Raw genomic sequence first — 24848 nt, forward strand, 5'->3', positions numbered from 1 at the left:
CCATAACAAATATGATATTATATTAGATAGTGAGAGGTAGAAATATTGATACAAAATGAGGCTGATTTTGAGGAGGAAGTTGTTCAGTATTTAAACAAGAATGGCAAGATGCGAAGAGAGCAGTTGATTAAAGTACTTATTGAGGCGCATACACAAACAAACGAAAAAGGAGACAAATTTGTAGATGGTGGATATAGTAAACCCACAATTAATAGAAAACTTGGAGATATGCTTGGATCTGGTAAAATCATAAGATTGAATTACCACCAGCTTAAAAACTATGGCTTTTCTGAAGATGATGGGAGGGCAACATATCTGTTTACTGAGGAAGGGCTACGATTGAAGACACATATTGATGAGGTACTCAAGCTTCTTGCTTCAGATGATGAAATTGATAAACAGATTGCTTTGAAAGAATTAAACCGATACAGTGAAATTTACTCTTTTGATGAAACTCAGCTAGATTTAATCGTGCAAAATCTAGCCTCCAAGAACGCAGAATTGACAAACAAGTTTCTTACTACTCTCAAAAATTACATCATCAACAGAGGAAAAGAGCCGACGGATAAAAAAGCCTTGTTGAACGCTCTAAAGATCGTGCTGGAGAAGCATGGAGAACCAGCCGGAAAAAACAAGGTCACTAGAGAAGTGGCCATCCTTTTACTTAGCCACTATAAAGACGAATATGTACTTGACCAGCTCATCAAAGATGCAAATGCCTTGGATAATCCTCTAGAAGTAGAAGAGGATTATGCCCATGACCCTTCGATGATTGCTGATATTATCATAAAAAATCCTTCAAGACTATTTGAGGCTGAAAGGCAATTGACAAAAGAAGGAAAATATGATGCTTCTCAGTTCATTTCAAATATAAGGGGTCGGTGCATGAGGGCATTTCGAATGAATGATGCTGAAAAAGCAGAGATTCAGAAAAAACTAGAAGAGGAGTTATAATGAAACTCCTTTTATTGAATGGTCATGGAATCGATATGCGGGTGAGCGGGGCAAAACTGCATATCAAGGATGGTAGGTTCACTACTGCTGAAGATCCTCAGAAGTATGTATTCCATCCCAAAAGGGTAGATGTGGATAATGTTGTTATCTATGGGCAGAGTGGCAATCTTACAATTGAGGCTATCAGATGGTTGATCAAACATAATGTTCAAATTACAGTTCTGGATTGGAATGGAAAACTCCTTACTACAATGTTACCTTCTGAAAGTACCAATGTCAAAACCAAGTTTGCTCAGTATCATGCTTTTGAAGATGAACAAACCAGAGTTAAACTGGCAAGGAAGTTTATTGAGGCCAAGATCTCCAAATCTGAGAGTGTTCTTGAGTATTTAAAACAGAGATATCCTGAGATTGAGTTTGATTTTTCAGAAGATCTTGATAAACTTAAAAAGACAAAATCTGTCAGGGAAATTCTTGGTATTGAGGGTGGAGTTGCATGGAAGTACTGGAAAGAGTATGCTAAAGCAATTCCTGAAAAATATGAGTTTAATTCAAGGGTTGATGAATACAGGAGGCCTGTGGCAGCAGGAGATAAGGTTAATGTAATGCTGAATTATGGTTACTCACTCCTTGAGGCTGAATGTTTAAGAGCCATTAATACTGCTGGTCTTGATGGACATGTAGGCTTCTTGCATGAAATGAATCCAAGTAAATACAGTTTAGCCTATGACCTTCAAGAGCCTTTCAGATTCCTTGTTGAACTTACAGTTCTGAATTTGATTGAAAGAGATGTGATGGATAAACAGGATTTTATCAGAACTGAGAACTATGGTTTAAGGTTTAAACCGACTGGTGCTAGAAAATTAACCTCTGAGTTTAACGTTATGTTAAACAGGAGTTTAACGTATAAAGGTAAAAACTCATCATGGAGTTATATCTTGTTGTTGAAAACAAGAGAACTGGCTTTTTATCTTACGGGTAGAAGGAAGACTTTGGAGTTTGTCGATCCAGTCTATAAGGTTGAAAGGGATGATTCTGAGGAGTTGAGGCAGAAGATCCTCTATATGCCTTACTCTGAGTGGAAGAAGATGGGTTTTTCTAAGGGTACTCTTCATTACATGAAGCAGAATGCTAAGTCTGGTAAGCCTTTTAGTTTAAATGCCCATGTGAGGGAGAGGTTGGAGATGTGGGAAGTACATTAATTAAGTATATTTTTTTACACAAAAAGGTGAATATAAGCAACTATATTTTTTATATAATTTTATATCTTATAGACTACAAAAATGATTTATAGAATTTTGTTTCATTTATACATATGCATAGTTTGGAAGTAGTCACTCTTTTTTTACAAGCAATTGTAACTCTGTATGCATTTTTCTTTGCAGTATATGCGCTTGGGATAAAAAAATATGCTAAAAATATTACTTATCATTCTTATTTTGACGCAATATCATTAGCAGTTTTAAGTTCTATATTTATATATACTTTAATGCTGTTCATTTATTCACAAGATTTAAATTTATTATCTTTTTATATTCATATCAATATATTAGAAATTATATTGAGTTTTATAGAACGTTCAAATATTAATTATTTTAATGTTGCATATAGTATATTCATTTTTATAATCGGATTGATGTTTATATATGCAAAGATTTTACTGGATTTGAATAAGTCAGAAGAAAGATTTTCCCAAAAAATAAGTAATATTCAGCTAGAAAAGGGGAAGGTAAAACCATTATTTAAAATAACTTATTACATCTTTAAATATTACTTGTCTAACATGGGGATCTATGGAAATTTAGTATTTATTTTAATGTTAATTTTTCTTGTTTTACAATTTCCAGAGATATCCTTTTTCGGATTAATTACATTTATTATTGGAGTTTATTTGTTTTTAGGGGCTTTTATTTTTATAACAACATTAATCATATTTTGTGTTTCATTTTGTAAAGTAAGACTACTCCAAAATAGACTGAAGCATCTCTGAGGCCACATAAACATAAAAAGAACTTACATAGTATAATTATTTTTAATTATGCAGATGCTTTGAAAACGTATTATTCTTGTTCAATTACTTAAATAATATTTGAGATAATATTACAAAATCTAGTGCTTTTAAAGATAACTTTAAGTAAAATATTATTTCTAAAAATATTACAAAAGATTCAAATAAATTCTTATAAAAATATATTAGATATTATTCTGCTCGAACTTTATCAATTTTTAGGTTGATTTTTCCATTTTTACTTTTTAATTCATGCCATTCGCTGTTTGTTAAAGTTACAGAATGAGTTCTTTTCTTTTGCACATTCGCCCCATCCCTAACTGTACCAAAATATATTGTATTCGTTTCTAAGATTCTATTATCGAAAAGAAGTGAATAATCAACCTGGACATTATCAGCATCCATTGTGCCAATATTTGTAGTATCGAAATAACATTCCACAATTATATTGTCATTTGATAATGTGTTATATTCATAAGTGTTTTGTCCATCAACAATAACTTCATAATTACCTGTACAACCTGATATAAATACTATGCAAATAATGGATAGAATGAGTGTCGTTTTATTACAAAACATATATTTTTAATATGTACTCCTAATATATATATTTTTTATATGCCCTAGATTTTACATAAAATAGCGTACAAAAAATTGGAGATAACTATATCCCAGAAAAATAGTGCGAGGGGTGGGATTCGAACCCACGGACTCCTACGAGAATGGGTCCTAAGCCCATCGCCTTTGGCCTGGCTGGGCAACCCTCGCCCGATTGATGTTGGTTAAATACATACCTTACATATTAAATTGACGGATTATTGAAAGCAAATTTGTGGAAAACAATATGCAGCCCTATGAATATAGTCCTAAGCCCTGCGCCTTTGGCCTGGCTGGGCAACCCCCGCAAGAAGATTGAAAATTGTTCTGCATACTTCCGGCATCACAACCCGTACCTGATGATACGGCTGTGCGGGAAGTGGTCTTACATGGGCGCACACAGATATTAATGTTGCGCAAAAATGTCATTCAATCCTGATACCAATCTCATGGCGTTTCAAAAAATTCGGAACCCAGGGCGGGTCATAACTTAGCCGGAAAAATTTGCCTGTGCGGATGTACTCATGGGAATCCAGGAACTGTTCAAGGTAACTGCGTTTATGGGAGATGATGGCATCGGATATGCTGCCCCTGAACTTAACCACCGCAATCCTGCGAGGGGACAGTGTTTGCAGGGCCACTTCCTTTGAAAAAGGAGCAGGCGGTTTTGTGGAAGTAAATTCGCCAGGTAGCACAAAAGCCATCTCCACTTCCTTCTCCTGAGGATAACATGTTATCACAGGAGTGGTCATTGAAATCTTCAGCCGATTTTCATTGGAGCCGAAGATGTATGCAGCTATTTTCCTGAAAGCCTCATTAGAACTCGATGCATTAGTCCTGGCGACTATCATTTCCGGATAATAACGAATTTCGATATCATCAGCCGGCTTCTCCAATATATCATATTCAGCAGTAGGAACCCCCATAATCAAACCCCATTATACATGGGCAGCAAACATTGATCACTGTTTCGAACCAATCAAGGATTCTTAGCAGCCTTGCGGTTAAGTCTTTCCAGAACCTTTTCACTGCGAAGTTGCCGCAGAGCATCCGAAGCAATCCAGCCGGCACTTTTCGAATCAATATCTCCTACACGTTCAGCACATTCTATGGCCCTGTTATTAAGGTACAGACTGCGTTTTCCTATCTGACGCAGAGCCCAGTTTACAGCCTTTTTCACCATATTGCGCCCGTCGACAGCTTCACGTTCAATTACAGGGAAAAAAGCAAGAAAGTTTTCATCAGTAGCCTGTTTATCGCTTACAGCCAGCCGGGCCATCATAACAAACCCGGCCCTTTTGACAAACTCCTCATGTTTGCCACTCCACTCGAAAGCCTTCTTCCAGGCAAGAGAGGTCTTTTCAAACAGGTTCATGCAACACTGATCGCAGATCTCCCAGTAATCAAAATCCCTTGCCCACCGATCCATCTGTTCTGTCGTGACCTTTGAAGGTTCATCCATCATACTGGCAAGAATACGAGTCTCCCTCAAATCGATATTCCAAAGCTCAAGGGCCAGTTCATGATTTGTTCCTATCTCCTTTGCAATGCTGCGCAGAATCGGTATTGAAATTCCCAATGCCTCAGATGGCGTGATACCATAATTTTTCATACCATCCACAGCAGTGGGATTGGCATTCTCATACAATTTTTCAAGAATAGTATCTGTTGTTGTCATGAAAAGACATCAAATACTTAAACATAAATATCTTTGTCCAAAAAAAGATTGTAAGAAAAAGAGAATGCGTCGACCGGGATTCGAACCCGGGTTTAGGGCTTGGAAGGCCCCAGTCATAGCCACTAGACCATCAACGCTCACTGCAACCTCTTGATAGTATTTTTCAGATATAACCCTTTCGGCCATGCCATTTATGAATACACGGTATTGCCACCAGCAAAATACAATTAGAGAGAATAGGTTTCCCTCATTTCCCTGATAGCATCCCTCAGACGAGCTGCTTCCTCGAATTCCAGGTTGCGGGCAGCCTCATGCATCTCCGCCTCCATATCAATGAGCATGCTGTTGGCCTCCATTTTGGAAAGACCCATGTCAACTCCGGTAGCAGGAGTGGATACTTCTTCAGCCTCCACGATTTCACGCTGAATTTCCTTCATGATACTGGTCGGTGTAATGTTATGCTTGCGATTGAATTCCAGTTGCAGATTACGTCTCCTTTCCATCTCACCCATTGCACGGGACATTGAACCGGTAATCCTGTCCGCATACATAATAGCATAAGCATCCACATTCCGCGAAGCCCGGCCAATCGTCTGGATGAGAGAGCGTTCCGAACGCAGGAAACCTTCCTTATCTGCATCAAGTATTGCCACAAGAGCGACCTCGGGAATGTCCAATCCCTCACGTAACAGGTTGATCCCCACAAGCACATCAAAGGTACCCTTACGCAATTCCCGCACGATCTCGGCCCGCTCCAGGGTATCGATGTCCGAATGCATATACCGCACCCTGATACCCATCTCCAACAGGTAGTCGGTCAGGTCCTCAGCCATTTTCTTAGTCAGAGTTGTCACAAGAGTCCTGTAACCTCTTTCCGATATCTTCCGGACTTCTTCCATCAGGTCATCGATTTGATTGGCCACAGGCCTGACCTGGACCGGTGGATCAACCAGCCCTGTAGGACGAATGATCTGCTCCACTACCTGATCACTCAATCCCAGCTCATAATCCGCAGGTGTGGCGGAAACATAAACCGCCTGATTGATCCTCTCCTCGAATTCCCTGTAATTCAGAGGCCGGTTATCGAAAGCCGAAGGCAGACGGAACCCATATTCAATGAGGGATTTTTTGCGTGCCCGATCCCCGTTATGCATCCCCCCTATCTGCGGGATAGTCACATGGGATTCATCGATGATGAGTAAATAATCATCCGGAAAGAAATCCAGCAGTGAAGAAGGAGCCTCGCCTGGTTTGCGCCCGTCAAAATGACGGGAATAATTTTCAATACCACTGCAGTACCCAAGCTCTTCTATCATTTCAATATCAAACCTTGTGCGTTGCATTATACGCTGGGCTTCCAGTAATTGACCCTGTTTTTCAAATTCGGAAACTGTATCCTTCAATTCCTCTTCAATAGCTACAAGGGCACGATCAATCTGTGACTGGGGCATAACAAAATGTTTGGCAGGATAAATCACAACCTGCATATCATCTTCCACTTCACGTACAACCTTTCCGGTCAGGGGTTCAAAATAAGAAATCCTGTCAATCTCATCACCGAACATTTCTACCCGCACTGCTACATTATCCTGCGCCGGGAAGATCTCAACAGTGTCCCCACGGGCACGAAAAGTACCCTGGGTGAATTCCACATCATTCCTTTCATACTGGATATCTACAAGTTTACCGAATATCCAGCTCCTGTCAACCTCATCTCCCGGTTTCAGGAAAAGGGACATTTCCTGCCATTCCTTGGGTGAACCCAGGTTGTAGATGCATGAAACACTGGATACAACAATTACGTCCCTGCGTTCCATAAGCGACTTGGTGGCAGACAATCTCAGCCTGTCTATCTCTTCATTTATGGAAGAATCCTTTTCAATGTAGGTATCCGTTGTGGGGAGATAGGCCTCTGGCTGGTAATAATCGTAATAACTAACAAAATATTCCACCGCGTTGTCCGGGAAAAAGTCGCGGAATTCTGAAAACAACTGGGCTGCAAGGGTTTTGTTATGAGCAATTACAAGGGTCGGTCTCTGCACATTTTGAATGACATTTGCCATTGTGAAAGTCTTACCTGATCCGGTCACACCCAGCAGTGTCTGGTGCCTAAAATCACCGATTATACCATTCGAGAGGTTTTCGATCGCCTGTGGCTGGTCACCACGAGGACTGTAGTTTGATACAAGTTCAAACTCCGGCATATTACATCCTATCTGTTGTGAAAACGTATATAATTATACCAATATTACCATCAAAAGGTAAATCAGCATCAGAATGAGGGCAAGCAACATCGCCTTTTTAGAAGTGTTGCTATCTGAGCCAAAAATTATCGGCAGGGGACCGATCATTATCACTCCTCCACTATTCACATCGGAGCGAAAATAATCTCCCTCATCACCTGTTTGAACTCCATTCACAGTACCATGTGTATGTGATGACGGCTGTTTTTTGTGAAATGCGTGTTGTTCACGGACACCCCGTATTATCAGGAAAAGGCCAAGCCCGATAAGGGTCATTCCTCCGTAAACGAGTAAATTCCCGATCAACGGTTGGTCCTCCATAACAAAATGTAAATCGCAAATATTAAAAGTCCTAATAAAAGCATTGAATAGGAAACACCTTCAGAAGAACCTATAACAATTGGAATAGGACCTATCAGCACAAGCCCGCCAAATTCTGACTGGGTTCCATTTTCATCAATCACTTTTGTAATAAGACCTAAAAACAATAAAAAAAAGCCGATTGCAGTCAGCACGAAACCCTTTGTTATAGAATTCTCTGCTGAGCTCATGAGAAAAGATAGGGATTCAGATTTTAAATATCATGTCCTCTGGATATAACCTGGAGAAAAGGACTGATGAACTGAAGATTGCTCTTCCATATCGCCCACATAAAGATACTCCCGGTTGGTGCGATTGCCCCGTCTCTGGAGGAGGTCTTTACGATACATCCGGGAAAGGTATGTGGATACAGTGCTCAGTTTGATTGGGCCATATACCTGCTCATACTGATGCTGTATTTCCTGTGAAGTACCCCACATACGTGGGAACTCGTATTTCAGGAACAATTCAAGTCTTTCACTTATTGTCAACGAGGGATCTGGTTTTGATTTATTCACCTGTTGAGAAGGAAAAGACCGGTTTACGCTACCACCTTGCTTTCCTTGCTGGACATGAGGTGGCTGGGACATCGATGGTGCTTGGGTGGTGGGTTGCATGGGAGGTAAGGGTTGTGGCATCATCGACGGGTAGTAAACCGGTGGGTAATACATTGGATTATAGTAATGTTGTGCTGGCATAGGCGGATAATTTGGAGGAACCATCTGTGGCGGAACCTGTTGCTGCTGTGGTGTATATTGAACACCGGCATGTGAAGGCGTGTTTACTTCATGACTGTTTTGTGATTGTGAAGAAAGGTTAAAAGATGAAGATTCTTCCGATTGAGGTTGCGCCTCACCGAACATGTTGATAAACTGGATCGAGCGATTTTGCCAAGTATCTCCTTCAAATTGGACTCTGGCAACCTCGTTATCATCATCATCGAATAACTCGAGTCGAATTTTCATCCTTTAGCCTCTGCATAAGTCCATTCATCCCCTCAGATGCAATGGAGTGCAAAGCCATTCATCCCCTCAGATTTATGGTTTGCATTGTTTAGATTGATTTGTGAAGTGTTATCACAGTTTCACACACATCCATTATATGCAATATTTGATATGATAAGATCATATATAAGTCTTTTGTTATATATTTGTTTTAAACTGTTTTTTACTTGTGAAAAACAATAAAATAAAAGTAAACAATTTAAAAATCCATATTCTCCCCCTATTCACAACAAAGAAAGAGAACAAAGTGATATAAATATTACCATAACTTGCCTATTGTTCCAGCGGAAACAAGGGGGTTGTTTTTATCTGTATAGAAGTGTGAAACAAGACATATAACAAGATAATATGCGTAAAAACACAGATAAGAGTCATAAAAACATAGGTAAAAATACATATAACACGCCCAGATAATACCCGAAAACAGGAGTGGATTTATATTCGATGATATGCATAGGGACGCATTATGTCCGATGCAACTGCAAATACTCCTATTGAAAATACCAATAATAATGTCGATACTGCGGAGGAGATGGACTCTGAGATCGAATCACTCAAAAAGGAAAATGAGGAACTCCGAGTCCAGAGTGAATCAATGAGAGCAAAGCTTCTTGAAGCCAATATGCTGGCAAACAACTACCTCGAGGAAATGGAAAAACTCAAGGAGCAACTCGAGCGTATTACATCACCCCCCCTTTTCATTGCAACTGTCATGGAAACAGAAGATGACATGGCACTTATCCGCCAGCATGGTAACAATCAGGAAGTAGTTACACAGATTCCCGCGGAGTTCAAGGAAGAAATCGAACCAGGAGTGCGTGTATCAATCAATGCTGCATTTTCTATTGTATCAATAATGCGAAAAGCAACCGACATGCGCGCCCAGATTATGGAAGTAATCAACTCCCCTGATGTAGATTATGATATGATAGGCGGCCTGGATGACGTACTCAACGAGGTAATCGAATCCGTAGAGATGCCCCTTACCGAACCCGAACTATTCGATAAGATCGGTATCGAACCCCCATCCGGCGTCCTTATGTATGGCGACCCTGGCACAGGAAAAACACTGATTGCCAAAGCAGTGGCATCCCGTGCGCATGCAAGTTTCATACGCATGTCTGGTTCGGACCTGGTCCAGAAATTCATCGGAGAAGGAGCAAGGCTTGTGAAAGATGTATTCCAGATGGCCCGGGATAAATCCCCATGCATCCTGTTTATTGATGAGATTGATGCCGTGGGCGGAATGCGTACCCACGACGGCACCACAGGTTCTGCAGAAGTAAATCGTACAATGCTGCAACTGTTGTCCGAAATGGATGGATTCGAGCCACGCGGCCAGGTCAAGATCATAGCGGCCACAAATCGTATTGACCTGCTTGACCCGGCACTTCTCCGCCCGGGAAGGTTTGACAGGGTAATCGAGGTACCAATACCCGATGAGAAAGCGCGCGAGGACATCCTCAGGATCCACACCCGCCATATGAATCTTGCAGATGATGTGGACATGACCAAACTCGCCAAGATGGCAAACGGACTGAGTGGAGCAGACCTCAAGATCATTGTCAAGGAGGCAGGGATGTTTGTCCTGCGTCGCAGGGGCGAACAAATCACCATGAAGGATCTGACTGAAGCCTTCAACAAGGTCACAACTGAAGAAGAACAGAGCACAGCAAGCGGGATGTTTGCCTAACCCCGCTTCTTGTTTTTACAAAAGCTTAATATAACATAAATTGCTTTAGAATTGTGCCCTCATGGCAATGCGCTCCGATAGTGTAGCACGGCCAATCATACAGGACTCTCACTCCTGTGACTCGGGTTCGAATCCCGATCGGAGCACCTATTTTTCACCACCAAAATAAAAATACAGCAAAATGCATCAGTAGTTAAAATTAATCGAACCAACTTTTTCCAGAGTGTCAACTTCAGGAGAATAATGCACATTATCCCCTGTTACAACCCTTTTCGAGATCTCAATCTCCATTTGCCTCATGAACTCATCCACGGTATTACCCATAAGGATAACAGGCAATCCTATCCCGACCATTTCATCAAGCACTTCTGCCGGATCAGCCTCGGCGCTGAATTGGCGGGTAGGCGCCCTGATATTCCTGGCAAAAGCCTTTGTGGTGCGGCCACCCATGAAAACCTCATCAATGTAATCTTTTTCAAAAAGGTGGTTCAGATATTTCACAAAAGAATATGACCTACCCCTTCTTTCATCCCGCAAGTAAACAAAGGGCAGAATCTTCTCTTTACCTGCAAGCTGCTGACGTATCATTTCCGTGCTTTCCACATCATTCACTTCAGCAGCATTAAAAAGTACACCCGATTCAAGCTCCAGCCACCGAGGTTGCATTGACTGCAGATAGGAATCCAACTCTTCATCAGGGATAGGGTCACTGCCAATTTCAGCAAGCACATAATTTAACCCATAAACGGTTTCAGCACCAAGTAAACCCCTGTGCGTTTCCGGTATTTCTACATTTATTGCAGTAGCCCCACGTTTTTCAATTTCTTTTTTAATATAATCCTGCAACACAGGATTCTGTTCACAGTTAATAACCACAGTATTTCTGGGAACTGAACGTGCAAAGGACCTCGCAATCTCACGCTTATCCCTGCCCAGGGTGGAAAGATGGTCCTGTCGCACATTGGTGATCACGATAATACGTGGTTTCACAAAAATCTCATTAACCATTCTTGTGGTATATTCAGTTATCGCCTGATTTTCAATGATGACAACGTCCTGCCTTTCATCAGGAGTATAGGACTCTATTACAGGTACAAATTCCTTGTATCCATGGATGTTTTCATACAACATGACATTTGGACCCAAACGTTCAATCGGTATTGCATAACCATTAATTATAAGGTGGGGACGATTGCCGGTAACCTTGGCCAATGTATTATAACCACGCCTTATTAGTATCTCAGAAAGACGACTAACTGTAGAAGATTTACCACGAATCCCGACAACATCAATACGTATGTCCGTCATTTCCAGCAGGTCACGATGCTTAATACCTCTTTTAAGAAAACATTTGAAACATTTCAGGGGACTGCGTTCTCCTACTTTGATAGTCAGCAGGTCATCACTTTCATCCATTACAAAGCTTTTTTCTGCACCCATCATGTCCATTAACAATGATTGGCGCATTTTCTCCGCTTCTTCAGATAACTCGAAGTGTTTGGCGCTACATGCAAGCGTATTTCCGGAACAGAAGCTCAATTGCCAGTCCTCTGCATCGGCATGGGCAACTTCCATGGAAGGCACTTCATTCAGAGGTACTTCCCTGTATGCATCCACCCCGGCAAGTTTTGATGCCATGGCACGCACCCGGTCCACTTCCCCCCAGGCTTCCGAGGATAATGAAAACATTTTCCCACTGTAAGCAAGAATGTCTTCATCACTGCGCAATCTCCAGGTCCATTTCCCATTTTTGTTATATATTTCATAAATAGCCCGCCTCATTCATCACCCTCCGAGAACAGAGAAGCATCCCATACATTTTTTTCCATGGGTTTGCCTACCCAGTTAATTTTTACAAAAGCTATCGATATAACAGCGGCCAGCAAAGCCAGAAGTATCTGATAAATACCCACTTCATGGAACAAACCCGTCGATTGTCCCTCCCCCAGGATCCCGGCCAGTATTATGAGAGGGGCCAGAATGGATATCTGTAGAGGAATGAACAATTTCCTCTCAGCAGGAGGAGTGACATGTAGATTATAAGCATTTAGACCGGCAATCAAACCCAGGAAAAAGATGGACAAACCACGAGATACCGGGAAAATGAATACAAAGGGAATTGTTAACGCAAGAGAGATAGAAGTTCCAAGCCCAATGAGATTCCTTCCATAAAGCAGAGTTGCTTTCTGGATTATGGTTATGCCTATGAAGGAAGCAAGCAGGTTGAAAAAGTAAAGCATCAGGAACCACTTGTTTTCCAGACTGAAGATAGCCAGGATGGCCATTGAAACAACACCTACACGAATTCCATAGGACTGCCTGACAATTTCGGAAAATGCCAGAGAAACGATGAACAGGACAAAAGCAGAAAAACGGTTCATAATGGAAGAGGCAGGATAAACGTCCACTGCAACCTGTTTTAGTAAAGCTATATCTGACTTCGGGCTGAAAAGAATTGGCGGGGTGAGACTGCCAATTGTTTCAGCTATAAAAGGATTGATCAACAACCAGGCTGCTGCGATCAGCCCCAGAAAAATACCCACAGAAGTCAATATATCCGCTACCCTGTATTGAGGCTTTAGACGGGAATAATTATAAGCCGCCAGCCCGGGAAGAATACTACCAAAGAATACAACTTCAGTGAAATCGTAACCAAGTCCCTTCAGGGAAAAAAGACCCACCACAGGAAATACCGAACCTATCAGTAATGTGGCAACAAGTTCATTTCTTCCATATATCATTGTATTCTTCTGCAAGTAGAGAAGGCCCATGTAAGCAATAATAACACCTACAATGAATAATGGCAACATTAAGAAATTTTTGCAGGTGTAGATGGCAAGCACAGGAACAACAATCACACCTCCCAGACGGTAACCAAATAACTGGGTCAATATGATTACTTCCAGAATTCCAATTATAGCCAGGATTACCGCAATGAGCATAGATAATATATTGCGTTAAATATATATTAGTCTTTCCAAACGATTAATGCAGACAGTTACCTGCATTACCATATACACATTTACCCATAGTGGAACACAACCGCCATAAAATAAATAAAATATATATTACAAAAATTATATATGCATATAAGGCTTACTAATAAATAGATAGGGAGCAAGAAGACATCCATCCATTAAAAGGGAAAAGGTACTGAATGCTACTTACATATAAAATCCGACACAAAAAGGACTTTTCAGAAGAGATTCGGAAAGCCCGCAAAATTGCCGAATTATGCATCAGGGATCAGATTTCCTCCCGAAATGCTTCATCTCCCGTGCAAAATGAAAATTCTATACCTTCCTTCCCTCTAACTTCTCAAGAACCCCTCTTTTTTACCCCTATTCCTTCTTTGACCCATCCCCAATCTTTTTCCAAAACTGGAAATAAACCGATTATGACCTATGATGACGTGAAACACATTGGCCTAAAATCCATTATTTCCAACCAGATACTGAAAAAATATTCGAAAAATAAAGGGATGAAGAATGTAAAAAATGTCAAACTGGTGATACCAGAACAGGGCATAAAACTAGATAAAAAGCAAAAGGTCCTTTGGATACCATCCATTAAATTCAAACTGGAATACCACTTTGATAATAGTTTCAAAAGAATTACCCAGATTGAAGTAGACAATGAATTTGCCCATATCGCGATTGTTTACCCCGAAAAAGAAACGGAATACCCTGATTCCTACATAGGCGTGGATCGCAACACCCGTGGACATATTGCAGTGGTAGCCCATCCTGAAACAGGAAAAGTGTGGAAATTCGGTAAAAACCGGATGCACACACACAAGAAATATGAAAATATGAAAAGACAAGTTGAAAAAAAGGGTAAATTCAAGAAACTCAAAGCACTCAAAGTTCGTGAAAAGCGAAAGATAAAGGACATGAACCACAAGATCAGTCACAAGATCGTGGATATTGCAATCAGAAATAATAGTGGCATTAAACTGGAAAACCTGAGTGGCAATAAGAAAAAACCCAGGATTACTAAAGAATACTCCCTGAACAGCTGGTCCTTCCATCAATTACAGCAATTCATAGAATATAAGGCCAGGCTGCATGGAGTAAAAATTGCCTATATTGATCCACATTCAACGAGCAAGAATTGCAGCCTTTGTGGACTTACAGGCAAGCGCCACAGTAAAAATTTTGAATGCCCACATTGTGGACATGTTGACCATGCTGATGTCAATGCTTCCTTTAATATCGCATTGAAGAAAAATAGCATAGGTCAATTCACTGCAGAAAGAGATGCAGTGAAAGGGAGCACTGATGCCCCTCGAATGGCCCTGGCAAGGAACCTCAAAAGGACCCGCAAAGCCAACCATAAAACACCCATACAATATGCATGGGAAGTATGTCAGTTTTTACCCTAACAACTTATCAGACAAAATTAGAATACATTTGATCGAAATCTTTGCCTGAAATCGATTCAATTATTGAAATATGATCAGAAGTATCCACATTACCGGAGGCCAGCAACTTCCTGTTGGCAATTTGCATTCTTTCAAAGCCAACTTTTTCATAAATATCCGATACGAAAACAAAAGATTTACTGTAACCATAGCCAATCATTTCTGAACCGGAAGTGCTATATTCATCCGGAATAGACCAGCCATCAAGAGCCTGTGCAAAATGTTGTTCTTTTTTGTCATAATCCTCCTCAAGTTCGGATTTCATAGCCAGGGCCTTTTTCGGATTTATTTGTTTTAATACCAGGAAAGTATAAAGGTTGGCATAACCTTCATGCATCCAGAGTTGCTCAAAATTGCATGCATGGGTCCAGCTGTGGGAAAGTTCATGTATCAGCACACGATCCCCTGCTGAGTGTAAAAGGGATATTGTACCATTCCCATAATTGAAACCATGGTAACCCTTTGTTTCTGCGACTGAAGATTCCCTTATTATGAGATCTGAATTGCCCGGAAAAGGGACCCCCCAGACATCCTCCAGCAAGGGAAGATATGTAACTGTTTTGTCCAGCACCTCCTGTGCCCATTCATCATTTCCTTTTCGGTATTCAACACTGATGTTGACATTCCTGCCTCCCAGGGAAATAACCTCACTGGCAACCACGCGGTCCACTGTTTTTACACAATCAATCCGCAAAGGAAATTCCTGGAAACTTTCATTTCCAAACGTATAAACTACACGATCATTTAGATTTTCTTTTGCATAACTCACATCTGCCAGGCATGCCTCATAGTTATCAGGAACAATGAGTTTTACATTTCCAGAATCTGATTGTTCCCCTATTGTGAAAGTAGCATAGATAGGATCCGTCTGGACATCATATTCCAGTGTGAAAGTGTAACTATCCCCATACCAGACATTCTCATTGAATGCGAACATGTAATAGTTGCCACCATTTTCAGCTCTTTTGAGCCTCACTTCAGAAGAATCATCATAGGAACTTAGATTCGAATGATCCTGAAAAAGAGGATAATTCAATGAAGAGTAAAATCCCTGCCAGTAACGAGTATTTGCATCCTTATTGGTAAAAGTGATCTCTTTTGTGACATGGACAACTTCTGGGCCGACTTCATATACAGAATTCACTTCCACTTCATTCTGTTCCCATTCAGCGCAAGCCGTAGAAGTTGCCAGCACAAAAAACAAAACTAGCGCAATAATAGAACAAAATACAATGCTGATAAAAGAATAATGTCCAGATTCCATTACCCGTAATGTTCCATGACCATAGGGATAATAAATATGGCAATGAATATACAATTAATGTACATAAAAAGCCGTATATTAATTAACACAAATAAAAATGTAAAATCTAAACCAACAGGTATCAGCAATAAATAAAAAATAAGAGAATATGCCCTAATCAACAGAACACTTTAATCAATTTTCTTGAACTTAGAAGCTGGGGCACCACAAATTGGACATACATCCGGTGCACCATTTTCTACAGTATTGCCACAAACTTCACATACGTAATACTCAACCTCTTCATTGTTGCCTACATTATCAAGGGCTTTTTTGTAGAGTTCGGCATGAATTGCTTCTACCTGGTTGGCCACATCAAAACTCCAGACAGCCTTACCGTTACCTTCCTCTTTTGCTTGTTTTATGAATTCTGGATACATTTCCTCAAACTCATAGGTTTCCCCTTCAATGGCCTCATTGAGGTTTTCCTTTGTGCTTTTTATGCCATTCATTATGCCGAGGTGATTGTGGGCATGAATAGTCTCAGCTTCTGCGGCGGCCCTGAACAGTTTTGCTATTTGAGGATAGCCTTCTTCATCAGCTTTTTTTGCAAAGGCCAGATACTTCCTGTTTGCCATGGATTCACCGGCAAATGCTCCTTCAAGGTTTTCAAGCGTACTCATAGAATATACTCCTTATTTTGTAACCGTACCACCTTAGACCTGATACTATGTAAAAATGTGCCTCATCCACAAATATAAATAGCACCCTGCCATCCCACTAATCATGGAAAAGAGACCTGATGATACGCAGATGGCCGCTTTTGAGGCAGGGATCAAACTGGGAGCCCTCTATCACCAGTTCACGGGTTCACCACTTAACCTGGAAAATGTGGAAAGCCTGGAAAAAGCCATTGCTGAAAGCATTTCTGTACAGCCTTTTGTTGAAGAGATCAACGTAACTATAAACAGGGACATGATATCCGAAAAATTAAATGGTGAATTCGGATACTGCGAACTTGAAGGGAAAATGTTGACCGTAGGGCTGAAAGTAATTCACGGAGATACCAGAATCCGGGCATCTATGACATACAATAGAGAACTGGATTACCCACTTATGGAAATAAATGAAATTGAAAGCCTCTCATAAATAGGTCGAAAAGCCTTCCACAACTCTTTCATTTTGCTTTCTTGTGCCCACAGTGACCCTGATAAAGGAATTTCCTGCATCACGGAAAGAAGTGCAATCCCTGACAATTACTCCCCTGCGCAACAGGTGGTCGCATACATCCTTTGCACCATAGGGGGCAACATCCACAAGTATAAAATTAGCCTGTGACTCATATACTTTGAAAGGCAGATTTGCCTGCAAATATTTACGACCCTCGATTACCATCTGTTGGCTGGCCTCCAGATGCTCTTTGTTCGAAAGGGCAGCAATACCTGCTGCAACAGCCGGTGCACTTACATTGAAGGGAGTAGCAGCTTTCATATATTCGACCTTAAGCCAGGCAGGCATTATACCGTAGCCAAGTCTTAAACCTGCAAGCCCGAAGGCTTTGGAAAAGGTCCTTCCAACAATAAGATTATCATATTCCCCTACAAGAGATACAATATCTGAGCCTGCAAATTCCACATAAGCCTCGTCCACAAAAACCAGGCACCCAACCGAATCCAGCAATCTGCGCAGTTCCTTTTCAGCAGTGATATTGCCCGTGGGGTTGTTTGGGGAACAAATGAAGACTACTTTTGTATTCTCAGTTACAGCAGCAATGACCCTGTCAATATCCACGTCAAATTTTTCGTTCCGTTTCACAAATACCGGTGTGGCACCACATGCAGTTGCAGAAATCTCGTAATACGAAAAAGTGGGAGTTGTAATCACAACTTCAGAATCTGCAGATATGAGCATTCTCATCAGGCCGTCAAGCAAACCATCCATACCCGGACCGGATGCCACTACATTGTCCCGGGGCATACCAACATAAGCGGAGACCGCATCCACAAGTTCCCTAGCATCCGCTGAAGGATAAATATTCACATTACCGGCAGCTTCCTGCAGGGCACTGACTGCTGCCGGAGAAGGACCCAGGGGATTTTCATTTGAGCCGAGTTTGATAATCGAATCAGGTTCCAGATTATATTTTTCAGCGATCTCGGCAATCGATTTGCCCGGCACATAGGGAGCTATCGACCTGATCTCAGGTTTTACCAGTTCATAAATTGCCAATTATATCCACCACCGAATCTACCTGTTCTTCGGTTATGACAAGGGGAGGCACCATACGCAGGATGTTACCTGCTGTGCAATTGAGCAGTACACCTTTCTCAAGGCCCGCAGTTACCATTTCCGCACATGAGTCCTCCATACGTACGCCCATCATCAATCCTTTACCCCGGATTTCCAAGAAATCCTCACGGTTTAAACCCTCCAGTTTCTTCACGAAATACTCGCCCATAATACGGGAGCGTTCTAAGAGTCCTTCTTTTTCAATTGCATTGATGGATGCCAGGGCTGCTGCAGAGGCAAGAGGACCTCCGCCAAAGGTTGCTGCATGCTGGCCCTTCTGGAAAACAATACCTTCCCTGCTTGCAATGGCGCCCATGGGGAATCCACCCCCCAGTGCTTTGGCCATTGTCATTATGTCCGGGGTCACATTGAAATAATCCTTGCAGAACCACTTGCCAGTACGCCCGAAACCAGTCTGCACCTCATCGAATATCAAGAGGGTATCGGTCTCATCACAGATTTCCCTGACCTCTTTAAGGTAATTTGAGGAAGGAACATTGACACCACCCTCACCCTGGATGGGCTCCACAATTACCGCTGCTGTATCCGAATCAATAGTATTTGCAATTGCCGGGGAATTATCATAAGGTACAAAATCAACCCTGCCGGGAAGGGGTTCAAAGGGTTTCCTGTAGGCCTCTTTGGAAGTTACTGCAAGGGCACCCATTGTCCTGCCGTGGAATGAGCCTTCTGCAGCCACGAAATTCTTTTTCCCAGAATGGGCCCGGGCCAGTTTCATGGCAGCTTCTACGGCCTCGGTACCCGAATTGCAGAAGAACAGGCGATCCATGCCGGTAACCTGTGACAACTTTTCTGCAAGGTCGGCCTGTACATCAGTATAATAGAGATTGGATACATGGATGAGTTTGCTTGCCTGCTCCTGTATTGCTTTAACAACTTTAGGGTGACAATGTCCCACATTGTTTACGGCTATTCCTGCCACGCAATCGATATACTGTTTGCCGGCAGTATCCCACACAAGAGCACCTGCTCCTTTATCCAGTGCGATAGGATAACGACCGTAGTTTTGCATAACGTATTTTGAATCTTTCTCTACAATAGAGTTATAAATCTCAGTAGTTTCACTCAAAAAAGAACACCTTTTTATTGTGGTTGGTCTGCTATGTCCAGTTTTATCAGTTCCCTGCTCCGGGAGACCTCGTCTTTTTCACGTATGAATGTGGTGCCGCCGGTGGCTCGCATCACACCATCAACCCTTGAATCCTCATGAATCCGGATAGAATAAGCATTGATCTCTCCCAGTATATGGGTACCTTTACCCACTACAACCCTGCCACGGGAGACAATGTTACCATGAATAGCATTATTTTCACCGATCTCAATATCACTGGCTGTCCGGATACTTCCATACAAAGTAGTAGCACCGCCCATTTTCAAAGATTCAGCCCTTATATTGCCTACGAGCCTGCAGCTATCTCCTATGGTGGCCGCCCCTGGTACCCTTATAGAGTCTGCAGATATGCGAGACCCGTTGGGAACTACCATAGCGCCATAACTGATCTCTTTTGCTTCCTCTTCAAAGAATTCACTCATAGCCTTCTCTACTTCTTCACCCTTACCCATACGTAAAAGTTCGGAGATATATAGGAAAATATAAGTGATTACAGGCACAGGATTACGAACAACTATCCAGCCATGAGCTTCAAACCCTCTGTTGATCTTCACATCATTACCAACATCAAGATCTCCATTAACGAAAAGTTTGCCATCTATATTCACAAACTCGCCAATATAGCCATTTTCGCCACAGCGCACATTGCCACCGATTTTTGACCAGATGTCTATACGAATATCAGACCTGGCAAGTACATCACCTGATACAGATACCCTTTCTCCGATTATCACCGAATCAGCAATTATACCGTAGCGTATATCGGAATGGTTTCCTACTATAATATCCTCATCCAGAACAATATTATGTTCTTCCATTTTGGTATTTGGAGGAATTACAAAGGTTTTCAGGAGCTGGTCTTCTTCGATAGTTTCACCTTCTGAGGAAGTACAATATAACTTGCATAGTTATTTGTTGAATATATATTTAGATTTTGATTGCGACGTCCATTTCAGCTGCTATCCACCCCAACCCTGACATCAACAGCCGGGCCGTTGTCCATGGCAAGAACTTCTTCAGGAGCAAGTAATAACTGCCCTGTAGCAATAAGATTGTCCTGTTTATCCACAAGCAAAACTTCATCTCCAGCCCTCAGATCAGGGTCTATGTTTTCCACATGCTTGGCAAAGGCAGTTTTCCCTTTTGAGACAAAGGGAATTGCATCGTCACACATCATCACGCGATAGCCTGGTATTGGAAGATGGGAATGAATCAATGAGGCCCCCTCAATACTCAAAGTGAACATCCCGTCCCTTGCACGTACTGTGGCCATACGTTTTCCTTCGGAAAATACCTGCCTGATCCTTTTTGTACGGGATAACTTAAATGTGATTTCACCGGAAAAGAGAATGTTCCCACATCCCTTCCCAAACTGGTAATCAGCCATGGTGCGGACCTGTTTAATACGTGATTCCTCTTTTGTCATAGCCATAAAAAAGCATTAGGACATTAAATGAGTAGCGGTGAATACATGGGGATTAATCAAACATTTTAAATATTATAGTCACCCATTGGAAGGTGAGGAAGCGGAACCTGTCATATGGTTTAATACAGAATTACTGTAACCAAGCAAAACCATTCATCCCCTCAAACAATGTGTTCCCTTCCTCATATTCTCTCAATCTTAACCTTTTACAACACCCAGAGGCATGAGTTTTGCGACCTTACCTGCAATACCAAGCCTGTGTACAACATCCACAACCTCACTGCTGGATTTGTAAACTCCAGGTGCTTCTTCGGCAATGACCGAAGGGTGGGCTGCCTTGACAGAAATGCCCTGACCACTGAGGTCTTTTTGGATCTCTTCTCCCCTGAAAGTGTGTTTCGCACCGGAGCGACTCATTACCCTGCCAGCACCATGACAGGCGCTTCCAAAGGATACATCCATTGCTGACTGCTTACCGCAGAGCACATAGGAGGGGGTGCCCATACTGCCGGGAATAAGCACCGGCTGACCTACATCCCTATAAGCCTGAGGGACATCGGGATGGCCTGCAGGGAAAGCACGGGTGGCACCCTTGCGATGTACATAGACCTGTTTTTTTCCACCGTTTACATCATGTTCTTCCAGTTTGGCGACGTTGTGGGCTACATCATAGACCAGATCCAAACCCAATTCATCCACATCCATATTCATTTGTTGTTCAAAAACTTCGCGACAGTGGTGCATTATGATCTGACGATTGGTCCAGGCATAGTTGGCTGCTGAGGCCATTGCACCGAAATAAGCCTGTGCTTCTTCTGATTGTGCCGGTGCACAGGCAAGCTGCTTGTCAGGCAGATCGATTTTGTATTTTTCCACTGCACGGGTGAGATTGCGCAAGTGGTCGGTGCATACCTGATGACCCGCACCTCGCGATCCACAATGGACCATGAAAGTAAGCTGGCCCTGTTTGAGATTAAAGGCTTCAGCTGCGACCGGATCATATATCTCATCCACATACTGCAATTCCAGGAAATGATTGCCGCTTCCCAGGGTTCCAAGCTGTGGCCTGCCTCTTTTGTGGGCTTTGGCACTAACCTGTGCAGGGTCGCTTCCTTCAATGCACCCTTCACCTTCACAGTGGGTAAGATCAGCTTCTACACCATAACCCTGCTCCACAGCCCAGCGGGAGCCATTAGTGAATATGGCTTCAAGTTCACTTTCCGATGCACGTATGCGGCTTTTGGAACCCACACCCGAAGGTACAGCCTTGAAAAGGGAATCCAGCAAGTCATTGACTTTACCGTCCACATCGGATTTTTCCAGGTTGGACCTGATCAGGCGTACACCGCAATTGATGTCAAATCCCACGCCTCCGGGACTGATGACACCTTCCTCGGCATCAAAAGCGGCAACTCCCCCTATGGGGAAACCATATCCTACATGGGCATCGGGCATTGCCATTGAGAATTTCTGTATTCCTGGCAGGGTGGCCACATTGGCTACTTGGTCAACTGCTTCCTTTTCCAGATTGGTGAACAATTTATCTGAAAGATATATCCTGCCCGGTACCCTCATCCCGGGTTTGTAGCCGATGGGAACTTGCCATATATCATTATCTATCCGTTCAAGTCCTTCTATTTCAGGTCCTTCTGTATCCATCCTATCAAATCCCCTTTTCATGTATCCACTGTAATACGTACCGTAACTCCTTGTGATGTAATTTGTACACCAAGGTCATTATATGTTACCGCTTTAACTTCGGTGTCAAATACGTGCTTTTCAAGATTCAGGGGCTCCCCCTCTGCTTTTGCTGAAAGTAGGTATTCATCACCTTCCTTTTCAATAGCAAACACTTCAAAGCTACTGAACACAACCATATTAACTTCAAAGAGGTAAAGTAGTTCAGAAAGCCAGTCCACAAGGAGGTTTTCCATATCAGGTGCCTGTAATTCAATATACTCAGTAATCTGTGGATTAATGTCAGAAGTATCGATCATAACATTGAACATAGCCTCGGCAGCATTTGCGAAGGCTTCTTCTGCGGTTCTACCAAAGGCTTTGAACCTCGCATCTGCGGTATGTTCGATATATTCGTATTTTTTCATTAGGACAACCAATTACAGGGAGTAATTTAAATCATGCGTCTGTTTCAGCCCAGACGTGTGCGAATAAATCGTATACGTTGCAGGGCAGTTACATGGGAAGCAATGCCCATAAGGATAAGGGACCAACCAAGCAGGGTGTAACCAAATATAGCCTGCGGATAGATTATGTGTAACAGCGATGCGGCCATGATCAGTACAAGACGGTCCGCCCTGCCCATAATTCCACCGTAGAAACGACCTATGGATAATGCCTGGGCTTGGGTACCGAGATAACTTGTGAGAAGAATGCCCACCATTGTGAACAGGCCGATACCCCAGCCTGCATATTCACCGAAGATCAGGCCCCCGACGATAAAGACATCTGCATAGCGATCGACCACATGGTCAAGGAAATCACCGGCTTTGTCGTTTGTGAGAAGATAGCGGGCCATGCTGCCGTCCAGCGCATCAAACAGGGAGTTGAGGACCACAAATATGAGTGCCGCACCTATCAGAAAAATGTTGGCCGCCCCCAGGGCATAGCACAATCCTGCGGCTGCGGAAAAAAGCAGGGAAGCAAGTGTTACCTGGTTGGGGGTTATGCCCGTGTCTGCAAATATCTTTGCGAGTCTTGATATGGGGCCTGCAAAAACAGGCCTGAAGCGGTCCAGGGTCATTGTATAATCCCCTTAGTTGTCCTTCCATGATTTAATCTTTTACTTTCACAACGAACTTTTAGCAAGATCGTAGTAATAGCGTATCTTGCAGGTGTGCTCGATCTGTGTGGTATTGATGTAGGCATGATCCAGGGTTTTTCCTGTAGAGATGGTGCCGTGGCTTTTGACGATAAGCCCGTCGCATTCTGTCAGGGCCGCAGCGGAGTTTGCGGCGAGTTCTTCACTGCCGATAGCCCCTTCCACAACCGGAACCGGCCCGAGGAAACATACACCTTCACTATCCAGTGGTTCGATACTACCTGATTCATCCAGCAGTGACATGACTACGGCAAAGGGGCAGTGCCCGTGCACGATGCATCCGGCATCAGTCTCCTGATAGATACGCCGATGCACCCGGGTTTCCGAAGACGCAAGACTGTCAAATTCGCAGGTGGTCTGAATGGGCACCTCCACCACATTTTCCTCACAAATCTCATCCAGCGGGCATCCGCTGCGGGTTATCACCATGCTGTTGCCCCGACGTACACTTATATTTCCAAAATGAGACTCAACCAGCCCGTGATCCACGAGTTTTTTCCCGATTCTTGCCATTTCCTGCCACATAAGTGTTAGATATAGTCCAACCAGCCATAAAATTTATGTGCCATTATGCTATCTATGGGTTGCATTCGATACCATAAGCGCCTCGGTGGCTCAGCCTGGCAGAGCGAGTGACTTGTAATCACTAGGTCGCGTGTTCAAATCACGCCCGGGGCTTTCTACTCCCAGTATGAATCCTAATGTTTTCATATGTTTTTTTGTTTATTTATCCAAATAAAAGAAGATATTAAGTATAGCATTTTAGAATCATAAAAGACAAGTGAAAACTGCCTTAGTTTAAAAGGCTAATCCAAATTACTAATTCAATATTGATGGCTATATTTCTTTAGAAATAATTATATTGAGGATTTTTACAAAGCCACCTTTTCTTTCTCTTAATAATTAACATCGATATTTTAAAGCAAACATGTTATATCGATGCTATTCCAATTACTAAT

The 24848-nt window shown here is 42.4% G+C and carries 25 protein-coding genes and 4 tRNA genes; 8 read left to right on the plus strand and 21 right to left on the minus strand.

The genetic code is table 11. The features are described from left to right. The first annotated feature begins 45 nt into the window (after positions 1–45). From BHR79_RS01220 to BHR79_RS01230, 3 genes are all read left to right on the plus strand, one after another. Positions 46–954, plus strand: a complete 909-nt coding sequence (locus tag BHR79_RS01220) for a hypothetical protein (protein ID WP_072560460.1) — start codon at positions 46–48, stop codon at positions 952–954. Beyond that, positions 954–2156 carry a CRISPR-associated endonuclease Cas1 gene (gene cas1 / locus BHR79_RS01225; RefSeq protein ID WP_072560461.1) on the plus strand — a complete coding sequence of 401 codons (1203 nt, stop codon included), beginning with the start codon at positions 954–956 and terminating at the stop codon, positions 2154–2156. The genes BHR79_RS01220 and cas1 overlap by 1 nt, the downstream gene beginning before the upstream one ends. A gap of 113 nt (positions 2157–2269) precedes the next feature. Next, complete coding sequence (locus tag BHR79_RS01230) at positions 2270–2944, plus strand: hypothetical protein (RefSeq protein ID WP_072560462.1); 675 nt, start codon at positions 2270–2272, stop codon at positions 2942–2944. Positions 2945–3154: 210 nt separating this feature from the next. On the opposite strand, the gene BHR79_RS01235 is transcribed toward BHR79_RS01230, so the two are convergent. From BHR79_RS01235 to BHR79_RS01275, 9 genes are all read right to left on the minus strand, one after another. Then, positions 3155–3541 (minus strand): hypothetical protein, encoded by a 387-nt coding sequence (locus BHR79_RS01235; protein WP_072560463.1) that lies wholly within the window; start codon positions 3539–3541, stop codon positions 3155–3157. A 104-nt stretch (positions 3542–3645) separates the two neighbouring features. Then, positions 3646–3730: transfer RNA gene (locus BHR79_RS01240), tRNA-Leu, on the minus strand. 254 nt (positions 3731–3984) lie between these two features. Next, positions 3985–4485, minus strand: coding sequence for an SOUL family heme-binding protein (locus BHR79_RS01245; protein ID WP_072560464.1), 501 nt, complete (start codon positions 4483–4485; stop codon positions 3985–3987). A gap of 53 nt (positions 4486–4538) precedes the next feature. Next, positions 4539–5237, minus strand: a complete 699-nt coding sequence (locus tag BHR79_RS01250; protein ID WP_072560465.1) for a DNA alkylation repair protein — start codon at positions 5235–5237, stop codon at positions 4539–4541. Between the two features lie 65 nt (positions 5238–5302). After that, a tRNA-Gly gene (locus tag BHR79_RS01255) sits at positions 5303–5374 on the minus strand. A 90-nt stretch (positions 5375–5464) separates the two neighbouring features. Beyond that, a complete protein-coding gene (gene uvrB, locus BHR79_RS01260; protein ID WP_072560466.1) occupies positions 5465–7441 on the minus strand; it encodes an excinuclease ABC subunit UvrB in 1977 nt (658 codons plus the stop codon). Between the two features lie 33 nt (positions 7442–7474). Further along, complete coding sequence (locus BHR79_RS01265; RefSeq protein WP_072560467.1) at positions 7475–7786, minus strand: TIGR00304 family membrane protein; 312 nt, start codon at positions 7784–7786, stop codon at positions 7475–7477. Continuing rightward, positions 7783–8031: a TIGR00304 family membrane protein gene (locus BHR79_RS01270; protein ID WP_072560469.1), complete on the minus strand. Its 249-nt coding sequence runs from the start codon at positions 8029–8031 to the stop codon at positions 7783–7785. The genes BHR79_RS01265 and BHR79_RS01270 overlap by 4 nt, the downstream gene beginning before the upstream one ends. Before the next feature lie 30 nt (positions 8032–8061). Next, entirely contained in the window at positions 8062–8805 is a 744-nt protein-coding gene (locus BHR79_RS01275; protein ID WP_072560471.1) for a hypothetical protein, read from the minus strand. Between the two features lie 505 nt (positions 8806–9310). Here BHR79_RS01275 and BHR79_RS01280 point away from each other — a divergent pair. Beyond that, positions 9311–10537, plus strand: a complete 1227-nt coding sequence (locus tag BHR79_RS01280) for a proteasome-activating nucleotidase (RefSeq protein WP_072560473.1) — start codon at positions 9311–9313, stop codon at positions 10535–10537. Between the two features lie 71 nt (positions 10538–10608). Continuing rightward, positions 10609–10683: transfer RNA gene (locus BHR79_RS01285), tRNA-Glu, on the plus strand. Between the two features lie 40 nt (positions 10684–10723). Here BHR79_RS01285 and BHR79_RS01290 read toward each other — a convergent pair. Continuing rightward, positions 10724–12319 carry a hypothetical protein gene (locus BHR79_RS01290; protein WP_072560475.1) on the minus strand — a complete coding sequence of 532 codons (1596 nt, stop codon included), beginning with the start codon at positions 12317–12319 and terminating at the stop codon, positions 10724–10726. Continuing rightward, positions 12316–13479 carry a poly-gamma-glutamate biosynthesis protein PgsC/CapC gene (locus tag BHR79_RS01295; RefSeq protein WP_072560476.1) on the minus strand — a complete coding sequence of 388 codons (1164 nt, stop codon included), beginning with the start codon at positions 13477–13479 and terminating at the stop codon, positions 12316–12318. The genes BHR79_RS01290 and BHR79_RS01295 overlap by 4 nt, the downstream gene beginning before the upstream one ends. 215 nt (positions 13480–13694) lie before the next feature. Between BHR79_RS01295 and BHR79_RS01300 the strand changes: the two genes are divergently transcribed. After that, entirely contained in the window at positions 13695–14921 is a 1227-nt protein-coding gene (locus BHR79_RS01300) for an RNA-guided endonuclease InsQ/TnpB family protein (RefSeq protein WP_072560478.1), read from the plus strand. A gap of 7 nt (positions 14922–14928) precedes the next feature. On the opposite strand, the gene BHR79_RS01305 is transcribed toward BHR79_RS01300, so the two are convergent. After that, positions 14929–16164 carry a M1 aminopeptidase family protein gene (locus BHR79_RS01305; RefSeq protein WP_143743524.1) on the minus strand — a complete coding sequence of 412 codons (1236 nt, stop codon included), beginning with the start codon at positions 16162–16164 and terminating at the stop codon, positions 14929–14931. A 230-nt stretch (positions 16165–16394) separates the two neighbouring features. After that, positions 16395–16886 carry a rubrerythrin family protein gene (locus tag BHR79_RS01310; protein ID WP_072560482.1) on the minus strand — a complete coding sequence of 164 codons (492 nt, stop codon included), beginning with the start codon at positions 16884–16886 and terminating at the stop codon, positions 16395–16397. Positions 16887–16989: 103 nt separating this feature from the next. Between BHR79_RS01310 and BHR79_RS01315 the strand changes: the two genes are divergently transcribed. After that, a complete protein-coding gene (locus tag BHR79_RS01315; protein WP_072560484.1) occupies positions 16990–17352 on the plus strand; it encodes a dihydroneopterin aldolase family protein in 363 nt (120 codons plus the stop codon). On the opposite strand, the gene hisC is transcribed toward BHR79_RS01315, so the two are convergent. From hisC to BHR79_RS01355, 8 genes are all read right to left on the minus strand, one after another. Then, positions 17347–18432 (minus strand): histidinol-phosphate transaminase, encoded by a 1086-nt coding sequence (gene hisC / locus BHR79_RS01320; protein WP_072560486.1) that lies wholly within the window; start codon positions 18430–18432, stop codon positions 17347–17349. The genes BHR79_RS01315 and hisC overlap by 6 nt on opposite strands. Further along, positions 18419–19525, minus strand: a complete 1107-nt coding sequence (locus BHR79_RS01325; RefSeq protein WP_234970387.1) for an acetylornithine transaminase — start codon at positions 19523–19525, stop codon at positions 18419–18421. The genes hisC and BHR79_RS01325 overlap by 14 nt, the downstream gene beginning before the upstream one ends. Positions 19526–19596: 71 nt before the next feature. Next, the gene (locus BHR79_RS01330; RefSeq protein WP_072560490.1) at positions 19597–20442 is read right to left on the minus strand and encodes an acyltransferase; all 846 of its coding nucleotides are present in this window, start codon (positions 20440–20442) and stop codon (positions 19597–19599) included. 134 nt (positions 20443–20576) lie between these two features. Beyond that, entirely contained in the window at positions 20577–21050 is a 474-nt protein-coding gene (locus BHR79_RS01335) for a PUA domain-containing protein (RefSeq protein ID WP_072562248.1), read from the minus strand. 198 nt (positions 21051–21248) lie between these two features. Further along, a complete protein-coding gene (locus BHR79_RS01340) occupies positions 21249–22709 on the minus strand; it encodes an RtcB family protein (RefSeq protein ID WP_072562249.1) in 1461 nt (486 codons plus the stop codon). A 17-nt stretch (positions 22710–22726) separates the two neighbouring features. Continuing rightward, the gene (locus BHR79_RS01345; RefSeq protein WP_072560492.1) at positions 22727–23155 is read right to left on the minus strand and encodes an archease; all 429 of its coding nucleotides are present in this window, start codon (positions 23153–23155) and stop codon (positions 22727–22729) included. Between the two features lie 44 nt (positions 23156–23199). Then, a complete protein-coding gene (locus tag BHR79_RS01350; protein WP_072560494.1) occupies positions 23200–23811 on the minus strand; it encodes a CDP-alcohol phosphatidyltransferase family protein in 612 nt (203 codons plus the stop codon). Between the two features lie 45 nt (positions 23812–23856). Continuing rightward, the gene (locus BHR79_RS01355; protein WP_322787690.1) at positions 23857–24402 is read right to left on the minus strand and encodes an aldolase; all 546 of its coding nucleotides are present in this window, start codon (positions 24400–24402) and stop codon (positions 23857–23859) included. A gap of 91 nt (positions 24403–24493) precedes the next feature. Here BHR79_RS01355 and BHR79_RS01360 point away from each other — a divergent pair. Beyond that, a tRNA-Thr gene (locus BHR79_RS01360) sits at positions 24494–24567 on the plus strand. Positions 24568–24848: the final 281 nt, after the last annotated feature.

The sequence above is a fragment of the Methanohalophilus halophilus genome, from assembly GCF_001889405.1.
GTDB classification, from domain to species: Archaea; Halobacteriota; Methanosarcinia; order Methanosarcinales; family Methanosarcinaceae; genus Methanohalophilus; species Methanohalophilus halophilus.